Raw genomic sequence first — 22,675 nt, forward strand, 5'->3', positions numbered from 1 at the left:
ATATTAAATAAATGCTGAGTCTCCTGTGATTGCTCTGCCAATTACGAGCGCATTGACTTCATGTGTACCTTCATATGTGTAAACCGCTTCAGCATCTGCAAAGAATCTTGCAATGTCATACTCTCCAGCTAAAATACCGTTACCACCATGTACGCCACGGCCCATTGCTACTGTTTCTCTTAATCTTAATGCATTCATCATCTTAGCTGTTGAAGTTGCCACTTCATCATATTCACCTTTCGCTTGCATGCGTGCAAGTTGCGCACATGTCGCCATTGCTTGCGCAAGATTGCCTTGCATCATGGCTAATTTCTCTTGAATTAATTGGAACTTACTAATTTCTTTACCAAACTGTTTACGTTGCGTTACGTAGTCTGTCGTAGCTTTTAATGCACCTGCCATCGCTCCTGTTGCCATATACGCCACGCCTGCACGAGTAGAATATAATACTTTCGCAATATCTTTAAAGCTATTAATATTTTGCAGCCTTTGTTCTTCTTTAACGACCACATTTTTCAAACGAATATTAGCATTCGGTATGATACGTAATGCGATTTTATTTTCAATAAGATCGATTTCCACGCCTTCTTGGTCTGGTTCGATAATAAACCCTTTAGGTTTTCCAGTATCCACGTCCACTGCATACAGTGGTATCACATCAGCGACATTCGCTCCACCGATCCATTTTTTCGTACCATTAATAATCCACTCATCGCCTTCTCTTTTAGCAGTTGTTTCTAAACCACCTGCGACATCAGAGCCATGTTCTGGTTCTGTTAAAGCAAAACACGTACGTAATTCGTGTGACTGTAATTTTGGTAAATAATAAGCTTGTTGCTCCTTACTACCACCAAACCAAAACGAATTATGACCTAAGCCTTGATGTACACCTAGCAGTGTCGCTAAAGATACATCAAATTTAGCTATTGTATATGACATGAAGAATTGGAACATCTGACTTGGCGTATGTTCACCTTCACGTCCTTCATATAATAATGGATTGTTGAAATAATCTAACTTTCCTAATTCATCAAAGTAGTCTTCGGGCTGTGTCGCGTTTATCCAATGTTCATTAATAGAGTCGCGGTACTTTTCTTCTAACATATCATTAAGCTGTTTTAATAATTTAACTTCTCCTTCAGTTAAATCTTTCGCAATACTTAAAATATCCTCTGGATATAATGCTTTGATTACTTCTTCTTTTGTTGGCATAATTAAAACCTCCACTTTAATGTTAACGCTTACAAAGATTGTCAAAAAATTTTATAGTTACTATTTTAAAATATTTATAAAAGCATAAGTTATTTAAGCTAATTCATCATCTTGTTGACGTGCTTTGTCAGCTTTACTATTCATCTTCTTCTGTAACTCTAACTTATCTGGTTTTGAAGTTGAGTTCAGCGGAATATTTGTTAATTTTAAATACATTCTCGGAATTTTATATCCAGCTATGTTTTCTCTCATGTGCGCGTCCAGTTTTTGTTCAAAGTCTGGATCATCTTCAGTCAATACCACTGCTGCTGAGACAGATTCTCCATATTTGGGACTTTCATAGCTCACTACCACACCTTGTGCTACTAAAGGATGTGTTGCTAAGACCGCTTCTACTTCTGAAGGCAACACATTTTCACCACCAGTGATAATCATTTCTTTACGTCTATCAACAATATAGATATCACCGTCTTCATCTATTTTTGCTAAATCTCCTGTTAAGAAATATCCATCTTTGAAGTTTTTCGCTGTTTCTTCAGGCTTCTTCCAATAACCCGGTGTGACATTATTACCTCTTACAGCTAATTCACCAATTTCTCCAGTTTGTATATCTTCAAATTCATCATTTAAAATACGGTAATCTACGAACATGACGGGTTGTCCAATACTACCAGGTTTTTCAGCACCATTTTCTGGCGTGTTAACCATTGTAAGTGGTGCTTCCGTTAAACCGTAACCATTAATGATAGATAAGCCCATGCTGTTAAATTTCTTTTGCACAGCTGGTAGCGGTGCTGACCCACCTTGAAGTAAGAATTCAATGTTATCGAAGTTTTTAAGGTCAAAATTCTCTGCAACTAACATTGCATAGTACATCGTTGGTATCTGTATTAAATAATCAGGCTTGTAATGTGCCATGAGATCATTCAATGCTTCACCATTGAAGTAACGTTGTATAATCAATGTGCCGCCTGCCATTAACAATGGTAACGTCAAATCATTAAAACCTAATACATGAAACATGGGTGTTGAAACAATGGTCTTATACGTAGAATTTATTTTATAAGTGAGTGCCGTGTTTATTGGATTACTGACGAAAGTTTCATACGTAAACATAACGCCCTTAGGTAATCCTGTGGTACCACTCGTGTACATTAACGCTGCTAAATCATCTTTTTCTACATTTAACGTTTTGAATGGACGGTGATTGTTAGGATTCACCATATCATCATATTGCTCGGAATCAACATCCATATGAATGAGTCCGTCTGCAATGCCTTCTAAACTTGATAAATGCTTTTGTGAATAAAAAATTAATTTCACATCAGAATCTTGGATCACACTTTCAATTTCCTGTGGTTTTAAACGCCAATTCATCGGTAAATATACTGCACCTATCTTGAATGTAGCGAATAGTAAATCTAGAATAGCTACATCGTTTGGTGAAAAAATACCAACGACGTCCCCACGTTCTATACCTTGATCTTGTAAATGGTTTGCTAAATTCTCTGCACGTTTATTTAAATCTTGATAAGTCCATTCAGTACCTTTAAATGGATCGATAACTGCTGGCTTTTCCTCATCAAATACTGCTCTCGTTTTAATCCAGTCGTAATTCATATTTTTCTCCCCCTTAATTTAAATACGATCTTCCGACTTAATTACCTGAGACAGACCTCCCCATGTGTTTTGATAAATATCACTCTGTATTACCTTAATCTCTTCAGAAATGATTGGTTGAAACTCCATATTTGCTAAAATATCTCGTTCTAAATCTAAGCCAGGTGCAATTTCAATTAATTTAATACCTTTGTCCGTTAGTTCAAATACTGCGCGTTCGGTAACAAAATAAACTTCCTGTGCTAATTTTTGTGCATTTTCAACATTAAAATCTATGTTGCCCACTTGTTTTACAAATTTAGGTGACTTACCTTGGGTTTCCACTTGAGCTTCACCATTAGCGAAATTTAGTTGACCCCCAACAACCATTGAAGCTGAAAAAACAATTTTTTTAACTGATTGGCTAATATCAATAAAACCGCCACAACCATTCATTTTGTCTCCAAACTTAGACACATTAACATTGCCATATTGGTCAACTTCAGCAAAGCTTAGAAATGCAACATCTATACCACCGTTATAGATAAAATCCCATGTTAACTCATGTCTGATACGTGCACTGAGATTATAGTTCATACCAAAGTAATTACCACTACTAATCAATCCACCAAAAACGCCTGTATCTATATTCGTTTGAACTAAATGATTGGCTTGCTCCTCTTCTAAAACATTCGACAATTCATTATTAATGCCAAAACCAATACTGATTACGTCTCCCTCAAGTAAAAATTGAGCTGCACGTCTCAAAATCACTTTACGGCTACCTAATGCTATATATGGCTCTCGCATCTCAGTAATCTGATAATGTCCTGAAAGTGCTGGGTCATATTGTGTTTGGACAACCTGTCTATGATATTTTGGGTTACTATTAACTACAACATAATCTACAAGTTTACCCGGAATAAATACATCACTCGGATTGAAACGCCCACTTTGGATGACTGCTTTCACTTGCACAATCACTTTACCTTTATTCTTATGTGTAGCTGCTGCAACACTGTAACCCTCTCCAAGGTGTGCTTCATGCGTCATATAAATATTACCTTCTGTATCGGCATATGTACCTCGTAACAATGCGACATCAATTTCTGGAAAATCATAATTTAAATATGTTTCTCCGTTGATTTCAATTAAAGATACTAAATCCTCTGTCGTACGTGTATTTACTTTGCCACCAGAATATCTAGGATCGACATTAGTATTCAGCCCAATCTTAGTAATTGTCCCTGGTGAAGCAGGTGTTTGACTACGATAATGTGTCGTAATTACACCTTGAGGCACGTAATAGGCTTCAATATCATTATTGCGCATTGCATTGATTGTCTTAGGTGAACCAGTAATAATACTTGTGATTAATCGTTTGATCATACCCCTTGATACAAAAGAATCTAAATCATAACTGTCACCACGATAATCACTAATATCGTTTGCCAACATAAAGGTGAAGGCTTTAGGTGTTTGATGCTCATCATATTGATCGACTAATGTTTTGAGAATCTCAGCTGGTAAGTTAGCCGTTGATAATGCTGCTAGGGCTATCACATCACCTTCATTAATGATGTCTTTCAAATCTGAAAACGGAATAATTTTCATACTTGCGACTCCTATCTTTGTTTAATCCGGCTATTTTATCTATCATTTTCCCCTTGAATAATCTCTCCCCTTTATATAAATGTAAGCCCTTACATGTAATATACCATCATTATTGAAAATTATGCAAAAATTTTTTATTTTACATAGTAAATTAATAAACAAACGGGATAATGGCGGGCAGATATGAGTGAATTAAAAATCCCTTCAAAATCCACACTTTTTCAGCGGACACCTTGAAGGGAATATATCATTATAAGATTGTAGTACTTTTCAGGTCAGTATATATTAAAAATATTAGACATGATGGTTAGTTCAATAGAATTTCTATACTTTTTATCTTTATTTAACAATTAATACTGGGACAGAACTCCTTTTAGCAATCTTATGCGTAACATCTCCTAAAACGTGTTTAATATTCAAACTCACTCTATGATTACTCATAATTACTAAATCGTATTCACCTTTATCTGTATCGCCAGAAGTAATTTTGTCTAAGATTGTATCTTTAACAGGTCCAAAATCAATATCTACTTTGTATTGAACCTTTTTTTCATCTAATTCATGTAAAAATGGAGCAAGATCGCTTTCTGTTTCTCTAATAATATCACTCTTATGTTCAATATAATTTTCTAAATTAGTTGCAAAATTAGCTTCTTCAACCACATGATAAACTGTAACAATTGAATCTGTATCAACCATTTTTGCTAAATGGTCAGGAATTGCACTAAAATCATTTTCAAAATCATAGGGTAATAATATATTTTTAAACATATACACTAACCTCCTAGTGGCAAGTATTTAGATACCTATTATTTATATAATACCCTCAAAAATATTTTTTAATTTAGCGACAACAGATGCCAACCAATTGGAGAGACAAATTCAAAGTAGTTGAAGTTAGAAACTTTATAATAACAGAGATGTGTCTAATATCATTTTGCATTATGAAAGGATACAAGATTGTTTATCTCAAATATTCTAATTAATAAACTATAAAGGATTAAATTTAGTTGTTTAGCAATTTGGATTTTAGTATTTTTCTATTTTCTTCTAATGAGTATGGGTCATTATACCAATAGTTTTCAGCTTTAACGTGAAATACATGACCTTGTTTTACTGCCGGAATATTCTTCCAAACATTAGTTTTTTCAAATTCTGGAGAGGATTTTCCCTCGCTCATTGTAATAATATAATCTCCAGCGTATTTAGGCATTGATTCTAATGATAAAGCTTTATACCCATCTTTTTCCACTACCTTTTCTAAAGATTCTGGCATTTTTAAATTAAATGCCTGATACAAAATTTCTCCTCCTCTACCCCAATCTTTACCGAAAGCATAATATTCTTTATTAAAGTCATCAAAAATTGAAACTGTGGCATTAGTGCCAATGTGCTTTTTGATTTCATTAGCATCTTTAGCTGTCTGTTTCTTCCAATTATTCACCCATTGCTTTGCTTTTTCTTCTTTTCCTAATAATTTTCCTAATTGAAGCTGAGTATCTAAATAATTTCTTTTACCATATTCCATCGGGATTGTTTTTGTGATTTTTTGGAACTTCTTCAAGTTTTTGTCATCAGTATCTGCAATAATAAGATCTGGTTTTAGTTCAGCTATTTCTTCTACATTTTCAGCGTTTATTTTTTTAACCTTTTTGAATTTTTCATTTAATATATCACTTTGCTTTATGTCTTTGTTCACACCAACTACATGTCCGCCTAGTTGCTTTATACCTCCTGCGTATGTATCAGCTGCAACAACTATACGTTGGGGATTTTTGGGTATACTTATCTTTTTACCAGAGTCTAAAGTATACTTTTTTTCATCTTTCGTCTTTTCATTATGATCATTATTGCTACATGCAGTCAGTAGCAACAATACTATTAAAAATGGTACTGTTAATTTTTTCATCTATGTTCCCCCATATATAATTGATATTGATATTCATTATCAATTATATAATTTTTTATTACTTTAGCAACTACTATTTAAAAATAATTTAATTAATTTAAAAGAACAAAACATGTAATATAAGGGCGTCTTAATTCATAAAACGAAAATTTTCATAAGCTTATGAGTGTTACAAAAACGTATTAACTGAGACAATAGAAAATAATAAAAACACCTCCATATAAATTCATTTGGAAATGAACTTATACGGAGGTGTTTTATGAAAAGTGTAGCTTATTCTGTAAAGTAAGGTGCTTTAGATGGAACACCCAAGTTATTAAATTAATTTTCTCTTTTTATCGAAATCAACAGTCATACCAATCATTGCGCCTATTGCAATGCTAGGTCCGATACCAAAAGGAAAACCTAATGTATAACACATTCCAATAGATATAATTGCCATATATGGAATCCAGCTAATAAATTTTTTCATACCTATATCTCCTTTAAAATTAAAATGACATAATTATTTCATTCGAATTCCTTTTCCTCATTTTACAATATTCAGCTGTTGTATATTTCTCTATTCGTCTTTTAATTTTTTAGATTTTTCCACCTTATCCAAAGAAGAAAAGCCTAAAATAAAAGCAATAAATCCTAGTATAAAGCCTAAAACAATCAATCCATTCAATTCTTTATCTTTAAAGATATTAATTAATTCCAAATTACCTAAACTACTCCAAACTCTATTATGCGCAAAATTCAAACCCGTAACATTTAAAAATATAGCAACTACAGCAATACCTATAAATACGAAAAAGCCATCTTTCAGACCACTCACAACTCTCTTTTTCACACTTAAAACTTCCTTTTCTTTTCTGAATATAAAACGATATTGAAGTATGGACGTTAACATCAGAACACTTAACTCTTACAAATCTTATCTAAACTATATATTCAACGTTTTTCATCACGATTATTCCAAAATAAAAAGAGAATAAAAAACAACAGATAAAAAGAAAACCAAGTGTCTAAGTGATTTTGATTCATTTGTTGATATGCAAAAACAGCTAATAAAATTGTCAAAATTGTTTGGATTAAAAATAAAAACCACTTCACAATATCACCTCTATACAGACAAAATTCAACGCAATAGTAATTGCTTTATATTTTGTTCTTCGTTGTGTCAATCTAACTCAATCCTTTTTATTCAAAAGCCTTAGTTTGGATATCATGCTTGTTCAGAAATTGTTCTACTTCTTTTTGTTTCTTACCATTAACTTGCTTTTTATATTGAGCATTTATCTCTTTTATTTCGCCTACATTTTTTAATTTTGTTTGGTCCGTATTAGCATCATCCATTGTTGCATCTACTTTATCGTTGATTTGATTCATTAATTCATTTACTGAAGTTACATAATCACTTACTTTTAAACTTCCTTTTTCGTATTGCTTCGGTAGCTGGTTATTTTCTATAAACTGTTTAAAATTTTTATCATTTTTATTTGTAAGCTTAGTAAGTTTATTTAATTTATCCTGGTCTTTTCATTTAATTCATCTTTATCTCTAATTTCCGAAGTATTTTCATCTAATGCATCAAATGTGTCTAAATACTTTTTGATACTTGAACCCATTTCATCTTCACTAATCTTCTCGTCACTTTTTTGACTTGAAAAGACCTTTTTTGGAATTTCTGTTGCTTTCGCTTCTTGATCAGAACTTTTGTTTTCGGATTCTCCATTGCTGCAAGCAGCTAATAACAAGGCTAATGTTATTAATGATATGTATTTTATGATTTTCATAATAGCCTCCTCTTTACTTTAGAATACCATTTTTATAAATATTATAAATACTTTTAATTAAAATTATATTCACTTGTTTTATTAAACCCAAAATTGTTTAAACGAATAAGGCATTTTTTTATAAAGAAGTATCATTAGTCTGACCGACTCTTGCAGGAGAATTACTAGTTGAAGACTACAAGCTGAGGCGGTACAAGTAGAAAATACACATAAAAAACCGCCAACAAAGTCGGAGAAAATGTCGATACGAGAAGACTTTATTTCAATAAAAATATTTTAATCTACTCATAATTAAATTCGAATGAATCAATTATGTTTCTTTAAATGTTGAACTTTGATATAGTCGGATATTGAATATAAAATATCAGAATTATATTAAAAAGAAGTGATTTTTATTTCTTTGAAATATTATTTCTATTCAAAAAAATATCGGCTTTAGCACTTCACATTTTAATGTGGGGTGTTTTTCTATGTTTTTAAATCAACGTTTAATAATAGATGTTGTGAAGACTATCTATTATATAAGCAAAAATTTTATAAGGAGCGTAATGTATGATTGTAAAGGATAGTATTACCAATCCGTTTAATATAATTTGTAAAAATAAATATGAAGAAACAAATGCCTTCACATACAATAGATTAATCGATTATGGAAGTTCTTATTATTATTTGAAAAATACTTCATTTGATTACATTGCAACAAGTGTGATTAGTAGATGTGATGGTGAAGAAAATGAGGAATTCGAGTCCAGGTTCAAGCATTTTGGGGAAACCGAAAAATTTTGTATTGAAAAACTAGAAGTAACCTCTACATTTGAAAATAAAGGCGTCATGACCATCATGTTTTGTGACGTGATGCTGGCAATGTTAACTAGAGAATTATCACATCAACATCATATAGAGGTTAAATTTATAAATACATCAGATTTAATAAAAGATGGCAAAATAGTAAACGTGTATCATAGTGTGATACCTAATTATGAATTATCAACAACTAAACCTGATAGTACAAGAATATCTTTAGAAGGCCAACGTAATAAATCAAGTATTGAATTTTATCAAGATATTTATAACATATTTCCTTTAGAAACTAGAGAAGAAGATATAGAATATTATACAAATTTAAGAGCTGAAAAAATAAAAAACTTTAATGAAAAGTTAAAAGCTATTTAGATAGCTAACAATAACTATCCGTATGCTTTGTTATTAAAAGTAAATTTGATAATGAAACAATTAAGAGACTCCCTTTTTGAAAGGAAGTCTCTTTTAATATATATGCTTAGACTATTAGTCATTTTAGTGAGAATAACATTCAAAATTTTGTTGTTCTTCTATTGAAAAGTATTTGTGTATTGACATTTCGAATATTCTCGAATAGTATGTGTGTTATGAAAAATTTAGTTGAAACTTTTAAAGTATTAAGTAACTATGCCCGTGTTGATATCTTAGTTTGGCTGAAACATCCTAGTGAACATTTTGGACATATTTATACAGGTGAATATTTAAAAGAAAAAGGAGGCGTATGTGTAGGAGATATACAAGAAAAAGCCAATATGTCCCCCTCTACTGTCTCGCATTATTTAAAAATGATGCAGCAAGTAGGGCTATTAGAATCTGAAAGACATGGTCAATGGACTTATTATAGAAGAAACGAAGAAAGTATTAATGAATTAGCCAATCTAATAAAAGAAGATCTTTAAAGGTCTTTTTTTATTGATTATAATTCGATAATTCGCGAAATGAGGAAAAGAGGTAAATCATGAATAAATTTATATTTTATATCCTTGCTATAGTAGCAGGTATATTTTTGAGTATCGAAGGTGCCATGTATGCAGTATTAGGTGATTCTATTGGAGAATTAGAAAGTAGTTTATACAATTTTGCCATAGGAACAATCATATTAGGCATTGCATTATTGTTTTTAGGCAAAGGCAAACTATCTTACGCAATTAAAGCACCTAAATGGCAATTAACTGGCGGCATATTAGGTGTTATTTACTTAACTGTTTTAGTCTTCATCATTCCTATGATAGGTGTTGGCCTAGCAATGGGAAGCGTTGTGGTTGGCCAAATGATTATGAGTGCATTAATAGAACATTACGGCATACTAGGCAGTGAAAAACGACCATTAAGAATTGAAAAAGTAGTGGCAATTATACTAATGATAGTTGCATTAACACTTATTTATTAGGAGGAGTATAAAATGCAAGTAGCTTTAGTAGTCATAGCTTTAATAGCTGGTATCACTTTAAGTACACAATCATCAGTAAACGGGGCTTTTAGCAAAAAAGCAGGAACGTTAGAAAGTGCATTTTTAACATTTATAACAGGTGGTATGATTTTATTCATTATTACTTTGTTTTTTGGAGAAGGTAACTTCTTAGATTTCTTTAGTGCCCCTAAATGGCAATTGAGTGCCGTTTGGTTTGGTGTTGGTTATCTATTTTTAACAATTGTAGCAATTCCCAAAATAGGCGTTATAGCAACAAATATCTCTGCTGTTATCGGACAACTAACCATGGGTATGATCATCGACCATTTTGGTTTATTTGAAGGCATGGTCATTCACTTTGATGCAAAAAGAATTATCGCATTAATTTTAATGGTTATCGCACTAAGATTGATTTATAAAGCTGATATTAAAAATAGCTTACATGAAAAGTTAACTTAAACTATTTTTAATATGTTCAAAATCGCAATCAGCAATATCTATCACTTAATTACGACTTATTTATATTTTTCAAACTAAAAAACGCCCTTCAAAGATTTCACATTTTAAGTGTCACTTTGAAGGGCGTTTATCATGTAAATAGAACTGTAGAGCTCTATTTTATAATATCAATCAATTCTTTCTTAGCTGCGGATCTGGCTGGAATCCAACCGAATACGATGCCGATTAACATAGATACACCAACTGCTGTTAAAACGGAACCTAGACTGACAACACTCTTAATGTACTCTGGCGTTAACGCATCGACGCCTGACGCTATTAAGATACCTATAATCAGGCCGATGATGCCACCAATCACACAAAGCACGACACTTTCCACTAAGAATTGTATTTCGATATCTCGGGACTTCGCACCAAATGCGCGTCGAATCGCAATTTCCTCTGTACGTTCTGAAACAGAAATGTACATCACATTCATTACGCCAATTCCGGCAATAAACAATGAGATACCCGCGACAGCTGCCACAAAGTAAGTAATCGCATCAAAGACTTGATTGATGCCTTTCATCATTTCTTCAGTGTCATTGTAACTATAGCTTCCGTCACTGATGCCAGAACCTTTTTTATTTAATTCATCTACGACCTTATTTGCTGTATCTTTTTTATCAGCTCCGTCTTCCAATGAAAGTTTTAATGACGGAAAATCTTGACTTAAACCACTCATATATTGATCAAATGTTTTTGAAGGCATATTCACAGCTGATGGATTCATCGCGTCATTGGCAATACCCACGACTTCAAAACCTTGATCATCAATATATAATGTTTTACCAATGGCATCTTTATTAAAAACATCTTTGGCAATTTTATCATCAACGGTTACGACTTTCTTCCGTAATTCATTATCATCTTTATCAAAGCCTTGGCCCTTTTCAGGACTATCCATAGCTTCTTTTTTCACAATACTGATATCGCCTTTTTTCTGCGCATTAGTCATTCTTGCAGAAAAACCTTGGTCATCCGTTTCTTTAATTTCAGCATCTGCTACGCCGTCAACTTGTTTTATAATACTCAAGTCTTGCTGGCTGAAAGGGTTCTTTTTCGCGCCTTCCATATCATTACTCATGAAATTAATATTTGCAGAATTTTTTCCAGCACCCGTATCTTCAAATTCTTCAGAAGCCGTTTTTTTAAAACCGTTTCCTAAAGACATAATTGTAATAACAGCTGCAATACCAATAATAATACCAATCATCGTAAAAATATTACGTCGCTTATTTTTTAAAATAGATTTGAATGAAATAACGATGATATTAGACAAATTCTTCATCCAACCACCTCTTCTCGTTGAACACGACCATCAAGAATATGAATAATACGATCTGCTTGATCTGCAACTTTGCGATCATGCGTGACTAATATCATCGTCGTATTATGTTCTTTATTCAATTTTATAAATAATTCAATAATATCTTTAGACGTTTTCGAATCAAGTGCCCCCGTAGGCTCATCAGCAATAATAAACTTGGGTTGATTGATAATGGCACGTGCGATAGCAACACGTTGTTGTTGGCCCCCCGACAATTTGTTGGGAACTAAATTTTCTTTATCAAACAAACCTACATCATGTAATGTACGTGTTACACGTGATTTACGCGCTTGAGTGCCTAACCCTGCATAAACGAGCGGAATGCTGACATTTTCTAAAATTGTATTATTTTGAATTAATTTAAAGTTTTGAAAGACAAAGCCAACTGTTTTATTTCTTATATCTGCAAGTTGGTTATCTGAACTTTCTTGATAATTTTTACGATTAAAAAGGTAATCACCTTCATAACCACGATCAATAAATCCTAAAATGTTAATTAACGTACTTTTTCCAGAACCTGAAGGACCCATAATAGCAATGAATTCACCTTCATTGATGTTGATATTAATGTCTTTCAAAATATGGTTTTGTTCATCCCCATTTTTGAAATGTCGATTGATATCTACAAGTTCTATCATGATGACACCTCAACTTTATCTCCATCATTCATTGTTTTTTTAGGGTTTTTAATGAGTTTATCCCCTTTTTCCAGACCTTCTTTCACGAAATTTTCACCGTTGATTTCGTCTGTTTTAATATTTCGTTTTTTAACTTTTCCTTCCTCATTTACCACAAAAACATTATTATCTTTTGTAAGGACTGATTTAGGCAATTTAATAGAATCTAAAGGTGCTTTCACTTCCATAGAATAACCCGCACGTACTGGGATATCTATATCGTCAATAACTACAGTATATTTGGATGATTCTGAATCATTTCCACCGCTAGGATCACCTTCAACTGGGTTCGAGGCTTGCGGCGTGTCACCTCCATCCTCACTACCCGATACAGCCGAAGCACCACCAGCAGCCGATTCATTTAAATTTTCTTCATAACTCTTAGGTAATTCTGAAATTTTTTGTATTTTACCTTCGCCCGTTTCCCCCGTGCTTGTCACTTTCACATCTACTTTATTGCCTTCTTTGATTTTATTCAGGTCAAATTCAGAAACTGTCGTCTTAATCTGTGGTTCATTGGATACTAATTGAAGAATCTTTTCACCATCTGTTACATTATCTTCATTTTTAATATCTACTTTTCCATCAAAATCTGCATAGACACTGTCATTGACTTGTTTATCCTGTGAATTCAGTTGTTGTTGTGCTTCACTTAATGCATTTTGATCTTGTGATAATTGCTTTTGCAAATCATTGTTGTTAGGACTTTGATTAATATTTTGATAATCTTTATTCACAGCATTTTGCGCTTCATCTACTTTATCTGCTAATTGTTCACGCTTACTATTATTAATATCGTAGTTAATTAACGGGTCTCCTTGTTTAACTGATTGACCATCATCAACTTGTGTACTGATATATGCCCCTAATTGACTGTTGTTGTTATATGTTTTAACTGAATTGGGTGATGCTTTTCCCTCTAAATTGAGTGGACTTTCTTTCTCCACTGTATATGTATCATAACCATCTTTCTCCGCCGAACTACTGTTGGTCTGTTTCAAAACCAATGCCACGACGACTAATCCAATTATCGCGACTATCCCTATAAGCCACATCCACTTTTTCTTCAATTGATAAACACTCCTTATATTTATTCACTTTACAAGACTACCATAGCCACACAATTAAAAATATATCTAATAACATATTTTTGAATGATTATTACTATTTGAATGTCATAAACACTTATTATTTACTTTATATATCTTTAAGTGTTATAAATACTTATTATTTTTTTAATTTCTATAAAACTATTTTAATATTTTATGTGTAGTGTTATGCTTTGGTCATTATACATACAGGAGGAAAAATTCATATGGAAACATCAAAATTACCCTTAGTTTCACACTTTTCAGAACTACGTAATAAGCCTAAATGGGTTTTAAAATTAATTCTCGCAATTGTAGTCATGACATTATCAGCTGTTATTGGGTCGCTTGCAATTGACTATAACGAACTGTATAAAGATGCAGGTATGACAGGAGCGGAATTAGAACAAGCTAAAATGTTCGGACAAATCGGTGGTGCAATTGCTGGCATATTCGGTGCTATTGTTAGTATTGGTATTACATTTGTCATCTTTTTACTGATTTCCAAGATCATGAAATCTGATGCAAGTGGAAAATCAATTTTCTCTGCTACTTTAAGTTATACATTGATTACCGGAATTATTGCTTTAATTGTCATACTCATCCAGTGGATCGCTGGCTTATCACCAACAAATTATTCTATTACAAGTCTTAATATTTTTGATAAAGGAAACAAAGTATTAGGTGCATTTAATTTACAAACATTTATTGGTGCATATGTATTTGGCGTTATGCTATTCGCTACAAATCGTTTTTCTAAAAAATCAGCTATTATTTGGACAATTGCATATCTTGTAGTGTATATAGGCTTTGCATTGTTAGGCGCATCTTTCTCATAAAAGAATTATGTGAAAGGTTTAGGAGTTTGCTAAGGGTGCACAAAGAACAAGTGAAAATTGATTGTTTAATACATATACTTTCTAGATACCAGAGAAATTGTTATTAAGATGAAATTCTATATAAGAATACAATAAGGTTGGGACATATCACATGTGTCAGCCTTTTTTTATATTGGCAGTGGCTGACTGAATTAGACTACTCATTTTAAAAATAACTTTGTTTTATCTGAATAAAAAGTTGTGTCTGTTATTTAGTTATTGTAAAGTTTAGCAATGTTAACAAATTATATAATAACAAAATATGAATATGATATTTATTTGGTTTTTTGCAAAAGTATCGTTACATTTAGAAAGAGTGATATGTTCAAATGAATTCAATATGGTTTGTATTAAAAGAACAACTAAAAAATTTATATTTAATAAGAAGATTAGCGGAATTTCAATTAAGAATTTCTAACAAAAAGAATTATCTAGGAATGGCGTGGGAGTTAATTAATCCTACTATGCAAATTGCTGTTTTTTGGTTTGTATTTGGTTTAGCTCTAAGAAGCAATAAGGTTATGGAGGGCGTTCCATTTATATATTGGCTCATTGTTGGGATCAGTATGTGGTTTTTCGTAAATGAAGGTGTTCTAGAAGGTAGTAAGTCTATTACTTCAAAATTTAATCAAGTAGCTAAAATGAATTTCCCACTTTCTATTATTCCTAGTTATGTCGTTTTTAGTAAGTTCTATGGTCATATTTTTCTACTAGTAATTATTATGGGTGTTTGTTTCATTGGAGGATACAAGCCATCTATATATACTTTACAATTATTTATATACTTGTTTTATGCGTTAGTTTTAACCAACGCTATAGCACTATTAGCTTCAACATTAAGTATGTTAATTAGAGACATACATTTAATTCTACAAACTTTAATGAGAATGATATTTTTCGTCTCTTCTATACTCTATTTACCAAATAATCAAATAGTTGGAACAGTCATGCAATTTAATCCGATATACTTTCTAGCTGGAGGATATAGGGCAGCTATATTACACCATGAATGGTATTTTATTACGCATTGGGAACTGGCACTGTATAATATCTTCCTTTGTCTTCTAATCTTTAGCTTAGGGTCCATTTTGCATATGCGTTTTAGAGATAGATTTGCCGATTATATGTAATAAAAGGATTGAAAATTAATGTATTGATTCGAATTAGTGAAGTGAAAATTTAGAAATTAAATTTAAATAAAGTAAGTTGGTTAAATTATGAAAAACAAATATCTAAAAATAGTATCAACACTTGTCGTAGTTTCTTCAGCGGCATATTTAACGACGATGAATCCAGAGGCTCAAGTAGCAGAACAAGTTCAAAAATGGGGTCATGGTGAAAGTTGAGCTAGTGGTGCCAACACTGAAAGTAGTGCAAGTTTAAAAGCTGAAGCACCATGGTATAACCACGAAGGTTATACTACGTATGATCCCTCGTTTACACAAGATTATTATTTTTACGTGCATTAAAATATGACAATGCTTCAATCAACGGCTATAAAGTAGATCCCAAAGCTTATAAAAATTATGACCATACTAAAAACATTTATGATACATCAGTAGACTTTAACTATAATAATGAAATTATTCAAATTAGTTTTAATACAAAACCAGACACAGTATCTAAAGAAGCATTCAAAAAAGCACATGCACCTATCGACACGGACGATGAATCTAAACCAGATAGTAATGGTGTTACAATGATTCCTTATAATACAAATGATGGTTCATATAAAGCTTTCTTTGATATAAATGATAATTGCTCAATAGATTGAAATAACAACTATAATAAGTAGTAACCTTAAAAGTAAAGTGCGGATTTAAAAATTTGAGACATAACTCCTAAGGTAAAATAGTAAGCACATCACTCTACTGACTAAAATCAGGACGCAAAGTGATGTGCTTATTTTATATTATGCAATTTTCGATTTCAGATGTTCATGCTTATCTAGGAATATGATTCGAGTATGTAGTCTCTCATAAATATGATTCTTTCAGACGTCTGCACTTTTTAAAAAGCTATAAGTCCTTTTAAAGATTTGTGTATTAAACTTTCCAAATTCAAATAATATCTTAATAACGATTGTTTAGAAAAAAGTTCATCAACAATTATATAAAATTGTTTTTCTAATTTAAATGCTAAAGCGAAATCCTATTTATTATTTTCTGTCTTCCTTAAGTTTTTCATTATTTCACTCTTCAAGTGCTATTATTAATATTTAGTATTTAAAAAATCTTAATGAACTTTTCATTTAAATTATCCATAAAAATTTAATTTTACATTTTTTTGTTTATAAAAGTATATTATTACAAAAAAATTACATTTAAAACAAATTTCTTTTGTGGTAACGTAAAACTTATATCTTAGAAAGGAGCCAAATTTAATGACTTATAATAAATTAGATACCAATACTTTGAAATCAGTTAATGGCGGAGTAAAAGATTTTTTTGCAGATGCTTTCTATACTGCTTCAGGATGGGTAACCAAAGGTTTAGTAGCCCAAGGAAAAGCAACTGATGATACAGGAAAAGCAATGTACGGTAGAAAGTAACTGGAAATGAAGTATAAATTGGGTAATACTTATTAATTTAGGAGGAATTTATTATGACTTTTAGAAAACTTAGTGAAAATGAATTACATTCAACTAATGGTGGCGTATGGCCAATAGTAGCAGCGATAGGTTCAGCAGGTGTTGCTGTTTATAATTATCAAGACGAGATCAAAAAAGGATATAAAGATGCAATGAAAGAAACAGGCGGAGGAAAGAGATTATAATAATTAGTTGATACATAACTATTAGCACAAAACAATAAATACATATTGTTTTGTGCTTCCTTTATGCAAATTAAACTGTTTTCTTAATTTTTCTATTACCAACTTGAACAATATGAAAGTAATTGATATAGAAAAAAAGCAAGCGAAATCCTTATTATTATAAGAACTTCATCTGCTTTTAAAGTTAGTAAAACCTAATATTTTCCTTTTTTTATAGAGTCAAAGAATATGATTAATACCTTTAAAATAGTACATAACTTTATTGTGACTAGCTTGTAAATTAATTATCCTCATTTTAATAAAACAATGATAAAACGAGGATAATTAATCCGAAGATTACACAGACATAACCAATTTTTTCTTTGTTTAATAAATTAGGAATGAATGCAACAGTTACAGCTAACACACATAAGAAAGTAGAAAATTCTTTGTAGCTCATTAATAAAAATACAATACCTAAGGCCAATAAAACCCCTGATATAATTGAAAATAATTTGTATAAAGGCTTTTGATCCCTCATGTTTTCACCTCTAGTTTTATAAATATAAAATATTTTATATTTATAATATAACATATTAATCTTTATTATGCTAAAAATAATTCTCTAAAAAACATTACTATTATAGTTATTTTACAAAATATTGCGCGAGGGGATAAAATGAAATTTATTAATCAATATGATGAAAGTGATTGTGGTCCAGCTTGTTTAGCAATGCTAGCCCAACACTACGGAAAGAAACCGATGCTCTCAAGAATTAGAGAATGGTCAAAAACAGATAAAGAAGGTACATCACTATATGGTCTCATAAAGGCCGGAGGGCATTTAGGCATTGAATTAACAGGGGTCAGAGGAGAGAAAATAGAAGATATTGAAAATGACGATTTACCTGTAATCGCACATGTAGTAAATGAAGAAGGCTTTATGCATTTTATAATAATAGAAAAAAAGAAGAACAACAAATTACATATTTTGGATCCAGCAAGAGGAAAAAGAAAGTGCAATTTTTCTGAATTCGAAGAAAAATGGACAGGTATCCTATTGCTCGTAAAAAATAACCCTTCTTTTGAGCAATCCTATAGTATTCCTAAGAAGTCTCAATTATTTAGAAAAATATTAAAAAACAATAAGTTTGCTATCATGAATATTCTTATACTCTCAATAATTATAAATTTATTAGGAATTATTGGAGCTTTTTACTTTAAATACCTTATTGACACTATTATACCTTCGAGAATTTTAGGGAATTTACATATAATTTCTATAGCAGTCCTTTTTTTATATTTAATAAATTCATTTATTTCTTTAATTAGGTACCAAGCTTCTCTAAATTTAAGTTTGAAAATTGATATAAACTTTATGAAGGACTATTATTATCATGTTCTACATTTACCTGTTAAGTTTTATGAAACAAGAAAAAGTGGTGAAATTTTATCGAGATTTTCTGATCTGTCTCACATACGAGAAGCCCTTTCTTCAGTTACAATCACACTGATTGTAGATACATTAATGGTTGTAGTTGGAGGAACTATTTTATTTACTCAAAGTTCAACATTGTTCTACATTACTTTAGTTCTTGTACCATTATATTTAATAATAGGTTTATCATTCAGAAAAAGTTTAAAAAAATATAATAGACTCGTAATGGAACAAGATGCAACTTTAAGTGCATATCTTATTGAAAGCTTTTCTGGTTATCCTGTTATAAAAAGTTTTGGAGCAGAAAATGAAGTTTTTACAAAAGGTGTTCATTATTTTGAAAATTTAATAAAAAGACTTTATAAATTAAGTTTTTTTACAAACATTCAACTTACTATTAATGCCTTTATGAAAATGGTAGCAACCATAGTAATTCTATGGATCGGGTCTTCACTTATTATGAAAGATGAGTTGTCATTAGGTGCACTTTTAACATTTAATGCCCTAGTCATATACTACATTGATCCTATAGAACGTTTAATAAACCTACAGCCACAGATACAGTCAGCTCTTGTAGCCACTCAAAGATACTTAGACATTATGGATATCAAAACTGAAAATGAACAAAGAAATGATAACAAAACATCAGATTTGGCCACTAAGTTTAATAGTCAATTAGAAATAAATAATCTTAATTTTCAATATACTTTCAAAGAAATGACTTTAAAAAATATAAATATGATAGTACCAAAAGGGCATAAAATAGCCATTATTGGTGAAAGTGGATCTGGTAAGTCAACTGTTGCTAAATTAATAGATAATTTTCACACGGATTATGAAGGAGTTATTAAAATAAATAATATTTCTATAAAATATATTCCTAAGACTTCATTAAGAAATATGATTAGTTATGTCACACAGCAAAATTTTATTTTCGGTGCTACAATCAAAGAAAATTTAAAAATTGGATTAAATAGAAATATTAGTGAGGAGGAAATATATAAAGTATGTAAAATAGTTTGCGCATACGATTTTATAAATGACCTCCCACTAAAATTAGACACTCAATTACACAATGGTGGATCTAATTTATCAGGTGGACAACTACAAAGAATAGCATTAGCAAGAGCTATTCTTAAAGACTCAGATATATTATTATTAGATGAAGCCACTAGTTCATTAGATGCCTCAACTGAAAAAAACATATTAAACAACATAGAAAATCATTGTATAAATAAAACTATTATATTAATTACACATAAATTGAATAACGTTAAAAATGCCGATAATATTTATTTACTTAAGCATGGTAAAATCATTGAACAAGGAAAGCATGAATCTTTAATAGATAATAAAGGTGAATATTACGAATTATGGTCAAATCAATTTTAAATTAATTACCATATGACTTTTCTTCACAAAATTTTTATAACATGTCTCACAATATTGATGCTTAAAACTCTAGATATCTTACAGTATAGTAAATATAAGTTCATCAATATCTGCTTAACATAATCCATGGTTATCAGAAGCCATAATTAAAAGGGACTCCTTATTCAATAGGGAGTTCCTTTAATTGTTGTTTCTTATTAGGAAACTTTGTTTATGTAAGTTGTCATATGGGAAATATACCCTCTATGGTTTTTCTAGTATCATTAAATACAAGAGGTGTTATGAATGATCCAAATAGCAAAGACAATTAAAAAAGAACGATTGAGACGCGGAATGACGCAGGAAGCATTAGCTGAATATCTTAATACGACGAAAACGACCATTTCAAAATGGGAAAATAGATCCCTTTATCCTGATATTACAATGCTCCCTAAATTAGCAAAAGTATTTAATATTTCAGTTGATGATTTACTCAATTATAGTACTACAATGACTGATGAAGAAATTAAAAAAATATCTATATCACTATCTAAAATGATTAATTACACAAGTTATCCTGAATATTTAGCTACTGTGAGAGAATATTATATTACGCATTGTAATGAATTTAAATTTCTAAATTCGTTATTAGGTATTTTATTAAACAATATTTTATATTGCGAAAACGAATTACAACTAAAGGAAACAGCCTCACTAACACATGAACTTATTAAGACTACAGAGGATAATTCAGACTCAATTCATTTGAAAAAACATGCACAAGGATACAAAACATTGCTATATATGTTTGAAGGTGATTACTCTTCTGTTATAGAAAACACACCAGATTTTGATTTGAAAATCGGAGAAAATGCGACATTAGCGATGGCTTATTTACAAAAAGATAATATTTCAAAAGCTAAAAATGTAATCCAAACGGATATGTATCAATCTTTAATGATTTTCATGCATGATTTTGCTTTGATGCTTTCACGTGACTTACATTCTGTTTCGATAGAATCATTAGAATCAAAGCTTTACCATTTAAATAAAGCTTTTAATGTGGATTACTTATACCCACATCTAAGTATTAATTGTTATTATCAATTTGCCTTATATTACGTCGAGAAGTCTGATAGTTGTGCTATTGATTATTTAAAAAATTACTGCAAATGCTTTGATTATTTAGTCAGTGATTTTGTATATCAAAAAGATGATTTCTTTAATGAAATTGATGAATGGTTAGATACACTACCCCTAGGAGAACGATTACCAGCTAATTACGAAAATACTTTGAGTGTTATGTATTCACGAGTTTCGGAAAACGAGAACTTTAATACTTTAGAAAATTTTAAATATATAAAGAAAGATTTGCTTAGAATTTATAACAAAAAGGATGAATCTAATTGATACAAAAGAAAAAGATAATGCTATTACTATTAACGTCATTAATTACTTTATCCGGTTGTGATTATTCAAAATCAGAAAATAAAGATGGGTTTTTCTATAATACATTTGCAGTACCCATGGATAACCTTTTACATTGGTTAGGTTCAATATTTGATAATAACTATGGTTTAGCAATTATTGCAATCGTATTGATTGTTAGACTCATCATGTTGCCATTTATGTTAGCACAATCTAAAAATGGGCATTTCATGCGCAAAAAAATGGATATAGTTAAACCAGAAATGACTAAAATACAAGAAAAAATTAAAAATGCAAACACTCAAGAAGAAAAAATGGCTGCCAATCAAGAAATGATGGAAAAATATAAAACTTATGGCATGAACCCTATGAAGACAATGCTAGAATGCTTACCTTTACTTATACAAATGCCTGTCTTATTTGGGCTATATGTTTCACTAAAATGGCCCTCAAGTGGTGGTTTAACCGATCATGCCGATTTTCTTTGGTTTAATTTAACACAGCCTGATATTTGGATTACTATAATCGCTGGCATCCTATACATCGTCCAACCATTAATAAATCTTGAAAATATGCCAAAAGAGCAGCGTTCTATGGGTTATATGATGTCAATCATTTCTCCAATATTTATCATGTATATATCAATCACATCAGCTTCCGCCTTGGGATTGTATTGGACCATTAATGCTGCATTTTTAATCGTTCAAATGTTCTTTTCGAATAAGTATTATTCAAAATTAGCGAGAGAAGAAGCTGATCAGTTAGAGAAAAAAATTCAAAGTAATCATAGTCAAAAGAATGAAAGTAAGCAAACTTTGTTTGAAAATACGTAGTTTGTTAAACGATCGTTATTAAGACGATATTAGATTTTGAAACGATTAAGAGA

The 22,675-nt window shown here is 31.0% G+C and carries 24 protein-coding genes and 1 pseudogene; 13 read left to right on the top strand and 12 right to left on the bottom strand.

Going from position 1 to position 22,675, the window contains the following annotated elements; genetic code table 11:
* Nucleotides 1–3: 3 nt before the first annotated feature.
* The 8 genes and pseudogenes from fadE to AST02_RS00565 form a co-directional block, all read right to left on the bottom strand.
* A complete protein-coding gene (gene fadE / locus AST02_RS00535) occupies nucleotides 4–1,212 on the bottom strand; it encodes an acyl-CoA dehydrogenase FadE (protein ID WP_069814947.1) in 1,209 nt (402 codons plus the stop codon).
* Between the two features lie 93 nt (nucleotides 1,213–1,305).
* The gene (gene fadD, locus AST02_RS00540) at nucleotides 1,306–2,832 is read right to left on the bottom strand and encodes a long-chain-fatty-acid--CoA ligase FadD (protein WP_069814949.1); all 1,527 of its coding nucleotides are present in this window, start codon (nucleotides 2,830–2,832) and stop codon (nucleotides 1,306–1,308) included.
* An 18-nt stretch (nucleotides 2,833–2,850) separates the two neighbouring features.
* Nucleotides 2,851–4,425: a fatty acid degradation protein FadX gene (gene fadX, locus AST02_RS00545; RefSeq protein WP_069814950.1), complete on the bottom strand. Its 1,575-nt coding sequence runs from the start codon at nucleotides 4,423–4,425 to the stop codon at nucleotides 2,851–2,853.
* Nucleotides 4,426–4,764: 339 nt separating this feature from the next.
* Nucleotides 4,765–5,196: a universal stress protein gene (locus tag AST02_RS00550; protein ID WP_069814952.1), complete on the bottom strand. Its 432-nt coding sequence runs from the start codon at nucleotides 5,194–5,196 to the stop codon at nucleotides 4,765–4,767.
* 235 nt (nucleotides 5,197–5,431) lie between these two features.
* Nucleotides 5,432–6,334 carry an ABC transporter substrate-binding protein gene (locus AST02_RS00555; RefSeq protein WP_069814954.1) on the bottom strand — a complete coding sequence of 301 codons (903 nt, stop codon included), beginning with the start codon at nucleotides 6,332–6,334 and terminating at the stop codon, nucleotides 5,432–5,434.
* A 316-nt stretch (nucleotides 6,335–6,650) separates the two neighbouring features.
* Nucleotides 6,651–6,806 (bottom strand): hypothetical protein, encoded by a 156-nt coding sequence (locus AST02_RS14260; protein ID WP_176721532.1) that lies wholly within the window; start codon nucleotides 6,804–6,806, stop codon nucleotides 6,651–6,653.
* 90 nt (nucleotides 6,807–6,896) lie between these two features.
* A complete protein-coding gene (locus AST02_RS00560; RefSeq protein ID WP_069814979.1) occupies nucleotides 6,897–7,169 on the bottom strand; it encodes a hypothetical protein in 273 nt (90 codons plus the stop codon).
* Nucleotides 7,170–7,519: 350 nt separating this feature from the next.
* Nucleotides 7,520–8,115 (bottom strand): annotated as a pseudogene (locus tag AST02_RS00565) (NDxxF motif lipoprotein).
* Between the two features lie 552 nt (nucleotides 8,116–8,667).
* On the opposite strand from AST02_RS00565, the gene AST02_RS00570 reads away from it, so the two are divergent.
* The 4 genes from AST02_RS00570 (at nucleotide 8,668) to AST02_RS00585 (ending at nucleotide 10,786) form a co-directional block, all read left to right on the top strand.
* Nucleotides 8,668–9,288, top strand: coding sequence for a hypothetical protein (locus AST02_RS00570; protein ID WP_069814956.1), 621 nt, complete (start codon nucleotides 8,668–8,670; stop codon nucleotides 9,286–9,288).
* Nucleotides 9,289–9,503: 215 nt separating this feature from the next.
* Complete coding sequence (locus AST02_RS00575; protein ID WP_056935115.1) at nucleotides 9,504–9,815, top strand: ArsR/SmtB family transcription factor; 312 nt, start codon at nucleotides 9,504–9,506, stop codon at nucleotides 9,813–9,815.
* 59 nt (nucleotides 9,816–9,874) lie between these two features.
* The gene (locus tag AST02_RS00580) at nucleotides 9,875–10,306 is read left to right on the top strand and encodes a DMT family transporter (RefSeq protein WP_069814958.1); all 432 of its coding nucleotides are present in this window, start codon (nucleotides 9,875–9,877) and stop codon (nucleotides 10,304–10,306) included.
* A gap of 12 nt (nucleotides 10,307–10,318) precedes the next feature.
* A complete protein-coding gene (locus AST02_RS00585) occupies nucleotides 10,319–10,786 on the top strand; it encodes a DMT family transporter (protein WP_069814960.1) in 468 nt (155 codons plus the stop codon).
* A gap of 154 nt (nucleotides 10,787–10,940) precedes the next feature.
* Here the strand turns inward: AST02_RS00585 and AST02_RS00590 are convergent, their stop codons facing one another.
* The 3 genes from AST02_RS00590 to AST02_RS00600 are packed head-to-tail and all read right to left on the bottom strand — an operon-like array spanning nucleotide 10,941 to nucleotide 13,902.
* Nucleotides 10,941–12,116 (bottom strand): ABC transporter permease, encoded by a 1,176-nt coding sequence (locus AST02_RS00590; protein WP_069814962.1) that lies wholly within the window; start codon nucleotides 12,114–12,116, stop codon nucleotides 10,941–10,943.
* Nucleotides 12,113–12,793 carry an ABC transporter ATP-binding protein gene (locus AST02_RS00595; RefSeq protein ID WP_069814964.1) on the bottom strand — a complete coding sequence of 227 codons (681 nt, stop codon included), beginning with the start codon at nucleotides 12,791–12,793 and terminating at the stop codon, nucleotides 12,113–12,115. Before AST02_RS00595 ends, AST02_RS00590 begins: the two co-directional genes overlap by 4 nt.
* Complete coding sequence (locus AST02_RS00600; protein ID WP_069814966.1) at nucleotides 12,790–13,902, bottom strand: efflux RND transporter periplasmic adaptor subunit; 1,113 nt, start codon at nucleotides 13,900–13,902, stop codon at nucleotides 12,790–12,792. Before AST02_RS00600 ends, AST02_RS00595 begins: the two co-directional genes overlap by 4 nt.
* Before the next feature lie 245 nt (nucleotides 13,903–14,147).
* Here AST02_RS00600 and AST02_RS00605 point away from each other — a divergent pair, with 245 nt between their 5' ends.
* From AST02_RS00605 to AST02_RS14000, 6 genes are all read left to right on the top strand, one after another.
* Nucleotides 14,148–14,759, top strand: coding sequence for a YIP1 family protein (locus tag AST02_RS00605; RefSeq protein WP_069814967.1), 612 nt, complete (start codon nucleotides 14,148–14,150; stop codon nucleotides 14,757–14,759).
* A gap of 368 nt (nucleotides 14,760–15,127) precedes the next feature.
* On the top strand, nucleotides 15,128–15,928 hold the full coding sequence (locus AST02_RS00610; RefSeq protein WP_069814970.1) for an ABC transporter permease: 801 nt from the start codon (nucleotides 15,128–15,130) through the stop codon (nucleotides 15,926–15,928).
* 87 nt (nucleotides 15,929–16,015) lie between these two features.
* A complete protein-coding gene (locus AST02_RS14470; protein ID WP_256092372.1) occupies nucleotides 16,016–16,144 on the top strand; it encodes a hypothetical protein in 129 nt (42 codons plus the stop codon).
* A gap of 140 nt (nucleotides 16,145–16,284) precedes the next feature.
* Entirely contained in the window at nucleotides 16,285–16,572 is a 288-nt protein-coding gene (gene isaB, locus AST02_RS14645; RefSeq protein WP_427707032.1) for an immunodominant staphylococcal antigen IsaB family protein, read from the top strand.
* 609 nt (nucleotides 16,573–17,181) lie between these two features.
* On the top strand, nucleotides 17,182–17,349 hold the full coding sequence (locus AST02_RS14265; protein WP_157946295.1) for a hypothetical protein: 168 nt from the start codon (nucleotides 17,182–17,184) through the stop codon (nucleotides 17,347–17,349).
* A 53-nt stretch (nucleotides 17,350–17,402) separates the two neighbouring features.
* The gene (locus AST02_RS14000; protein ID WP_081333340.1) at nucleotides 17,403–17,573 is read left to right on the top strand and encodes a class IIb bacteriocin, lactobin A/cerein 7B family; all 171 of its coding nucleotides are present in this window, start codon (nucleotides 17,403–17,405) and stop codon (nucleotides 17,571–17,573) included.
* A 295-nt stretch (nucleotides 17,574–17,868) separates the two neighbouring features.
* Here the strand turns inward: AST02_RS14000 and AST02_RS00620 are convergent, their stop codons facing one another.
* A complete protein-coding gene (locus AST02_RS00620) occupies nucleotides 17,869–18,093 on the bottom strand; it encodes a hypothetical protein (protein WP_069814971.1) in 225 nt (74 codons plus the stop codon).
* A gap of 138 nt (nucleotides 18,094–18,231) precedes the next feature.
* Here AST02_RS00620 and AST02_RS00625 point away from each other — a divergent pair, with 138 nt between their 5' ends.
* The 3 genes from AST02_RS00625 (at nucleotide 18,232) to yidC (ending at nucleotide 22,622) form a co-directional block, all read left to right on the top strand.
* Nucleotides 18,232–20,382: a peptidase domain-containing ABC transporter gene (locus tag AST02_RS00625; protein ID WP_069814973.1), complete on the top strand. Its 2,151-nt coding sequence runs from the start codon at nucleotides 18,232–18,234 to the stop codon at nucleotides 20,380–20,382.
* A 285-nt stretch (nucleotides 20,383–20,667) separates the two neighbouring features.
* Nucleotides 20,668–21,771 carry a helix-turn-helix domain-containing protein gene (locus AST02_RS00630; RefSeq protein ID WP_069814975.1) on the top strand — a complete coding sequence of 368 codons (1,104 nt, stop codon included), beginning with the start codon at nucleotides 20,668–20,670 and terminating at the stop codon, nucleotides 21,769–21,771.
* On the top strand, nucleotides 21,771–22,622 hold the full coding sequence (gene yidC, locus AST02_RS00635) for a membrane protein insertase YidC (protein ID WP_081333341.1): 852 nt from the start codon (nucleotides 21,771–21,773) through the stop codon (nucleotides 22,620–22,622). The genes AST02_RS00630 and yidC overlap by 1 nt, the downstream gene beginning before the upstream one ends.
* The last annotated feature ends 53 nt before the right edge of the window (nucleotides 22,623–22,675 follow it).

Source organism: Staphylococcus equorum, from assembly GCF_001747895.1.
In the GTDB taxonomy this organism is placed as follows: Bacteria; Bacillota; Bacilli; order Staphylococcales; family Staphylococcaceae; genus Staphylococcus; species Staphylococcus equorum_A.

Coding starts and splice junctions, on each gene's coding strand:
- fadE (WP_069814947.1), bottom strand. CDS start 1,212: ATGCCAACAAAAGAAGAAGTAATCAAAGCATTATATCCAGAGGATATT.
- AST02_RS00620 (WP_069814971.1), bottom strand. CDS start 18,093: ATGAGGGATCAAAAGCCTTTATACAAATTATTTTCAATTATATCAGGG.
- AST02_RS00550 (WP_069814952.1), bottom strand. CDS start 5,196: ATGTTTAAAAATATATTATTACCCTATGATTTTGAAAATGATTTTAGT.
- AST02_RS00630 (WP_069814975.1), top strand. CDS start 20,668: ATGATCCAAATAGCAAAGACAATTAAAAAAGAACGATTGAGACGCGGA.
- AST02_RS14260 (WP_176721532.1), bottom strand. CDS start 6,806: ATGAAAAAATTTATTAGCTGGATTCCATATATGGCAATTATATCTATT.
- AST02_RS14470 (WP_256092372.1), top strand. CDS start 16,016: ATGAAAAACAAATATCTAAAAATAGTATCAACACTTGTCGTAGTTTCT.
- fadX (WP_069814950.1), bottom strand. CDS start 4,425: ATGAAAATTATTCCGTTTTCAGATTTGAAAGACATCATTAATGAAGGT.
- AST02_RS00585 (WP_069814960.1), top strand. CDS start 10,319: ATGCAAGTAGCTTTAGTAGTCATAGCTTTAATAGCTGGTATCACTTTA.
- AST02_RS00590 (WP_069814962.1), bottom strand. CDS start 12,116: ATGAAGAATTTGTCTAATATCATCGTTATTTCATTCAAATCTATTTTA.
- AST02_RS00580 (WP_069814958.1), top strand. CDS start 9,875: ATGAATAAATTTATATTTTATATCCTTGCTATAGTAGCAGGTATATTT.
- AST02_RS00570 (WP_069814956.1), top strand. CDS start 8,668: ATGATTGTAAAGGATAGTATTACCAATCCGTTTAATATAATTTGTAAA.
- AST02_RS00555 (WP_069814954.1), bottom strand. CDS start 6,334: ATGAAAAAATTAACAGTACCATTTTTAATAGTATTGTTGCTACTGACT.
- AST02_RS14265 (WP_157946295.1), top strand. CDS start 17,182: ATGACTTATAATAAATTAGATACCAATACTTTGAAATCAGTTAATGGC.
- fadD (WP_069814949.1), bottom strand. CDS start 2,832: ATGAATTACGACTGGATTAAAACGAGAGCAGTATTTGATGAGGAAAAG.
- AST02_RS00595 (WP_069814964.1), bottom strand. CDS start 12,793: ATGATAGAACTTGTAGATATCAATCGACATTTCAAAAATGGGGATGAA.
- AST02_RS00610 (WP_069814970.1), top strand. CDS start 15,128: ATGAATTCAATATGGTTTGTATTAAAAGAACAACTAAAAAATTTATAT.
- AST02_RS14000 (WP_081333340.1), top strand. CDS start 17,403: ATGACTTTTAGAAAACTTAGTGAAAATGAATTACATTCAACTAATGGT.
- AST02_RS00625 (WP_069814973.1), top strand. CDS start 18,232: ATGAAATTTATTAATCAATATGATGAAAGTGATTGTGGTCCAGCTTGT.
- AST02_RS00605 (WP_069814967.1), top strand. CDS start 14,148: ATGGAAACATCAAAATTACCCTTAGTTTCACACTTTTCAGAACTACGT.
- AST02_RS00575 (WP_056935115.1), top strand. CDS start 9,504: ATGAAAAATTTAGTTGAAACTTTTAAAGTATTAAGTAACTATGCCCGT.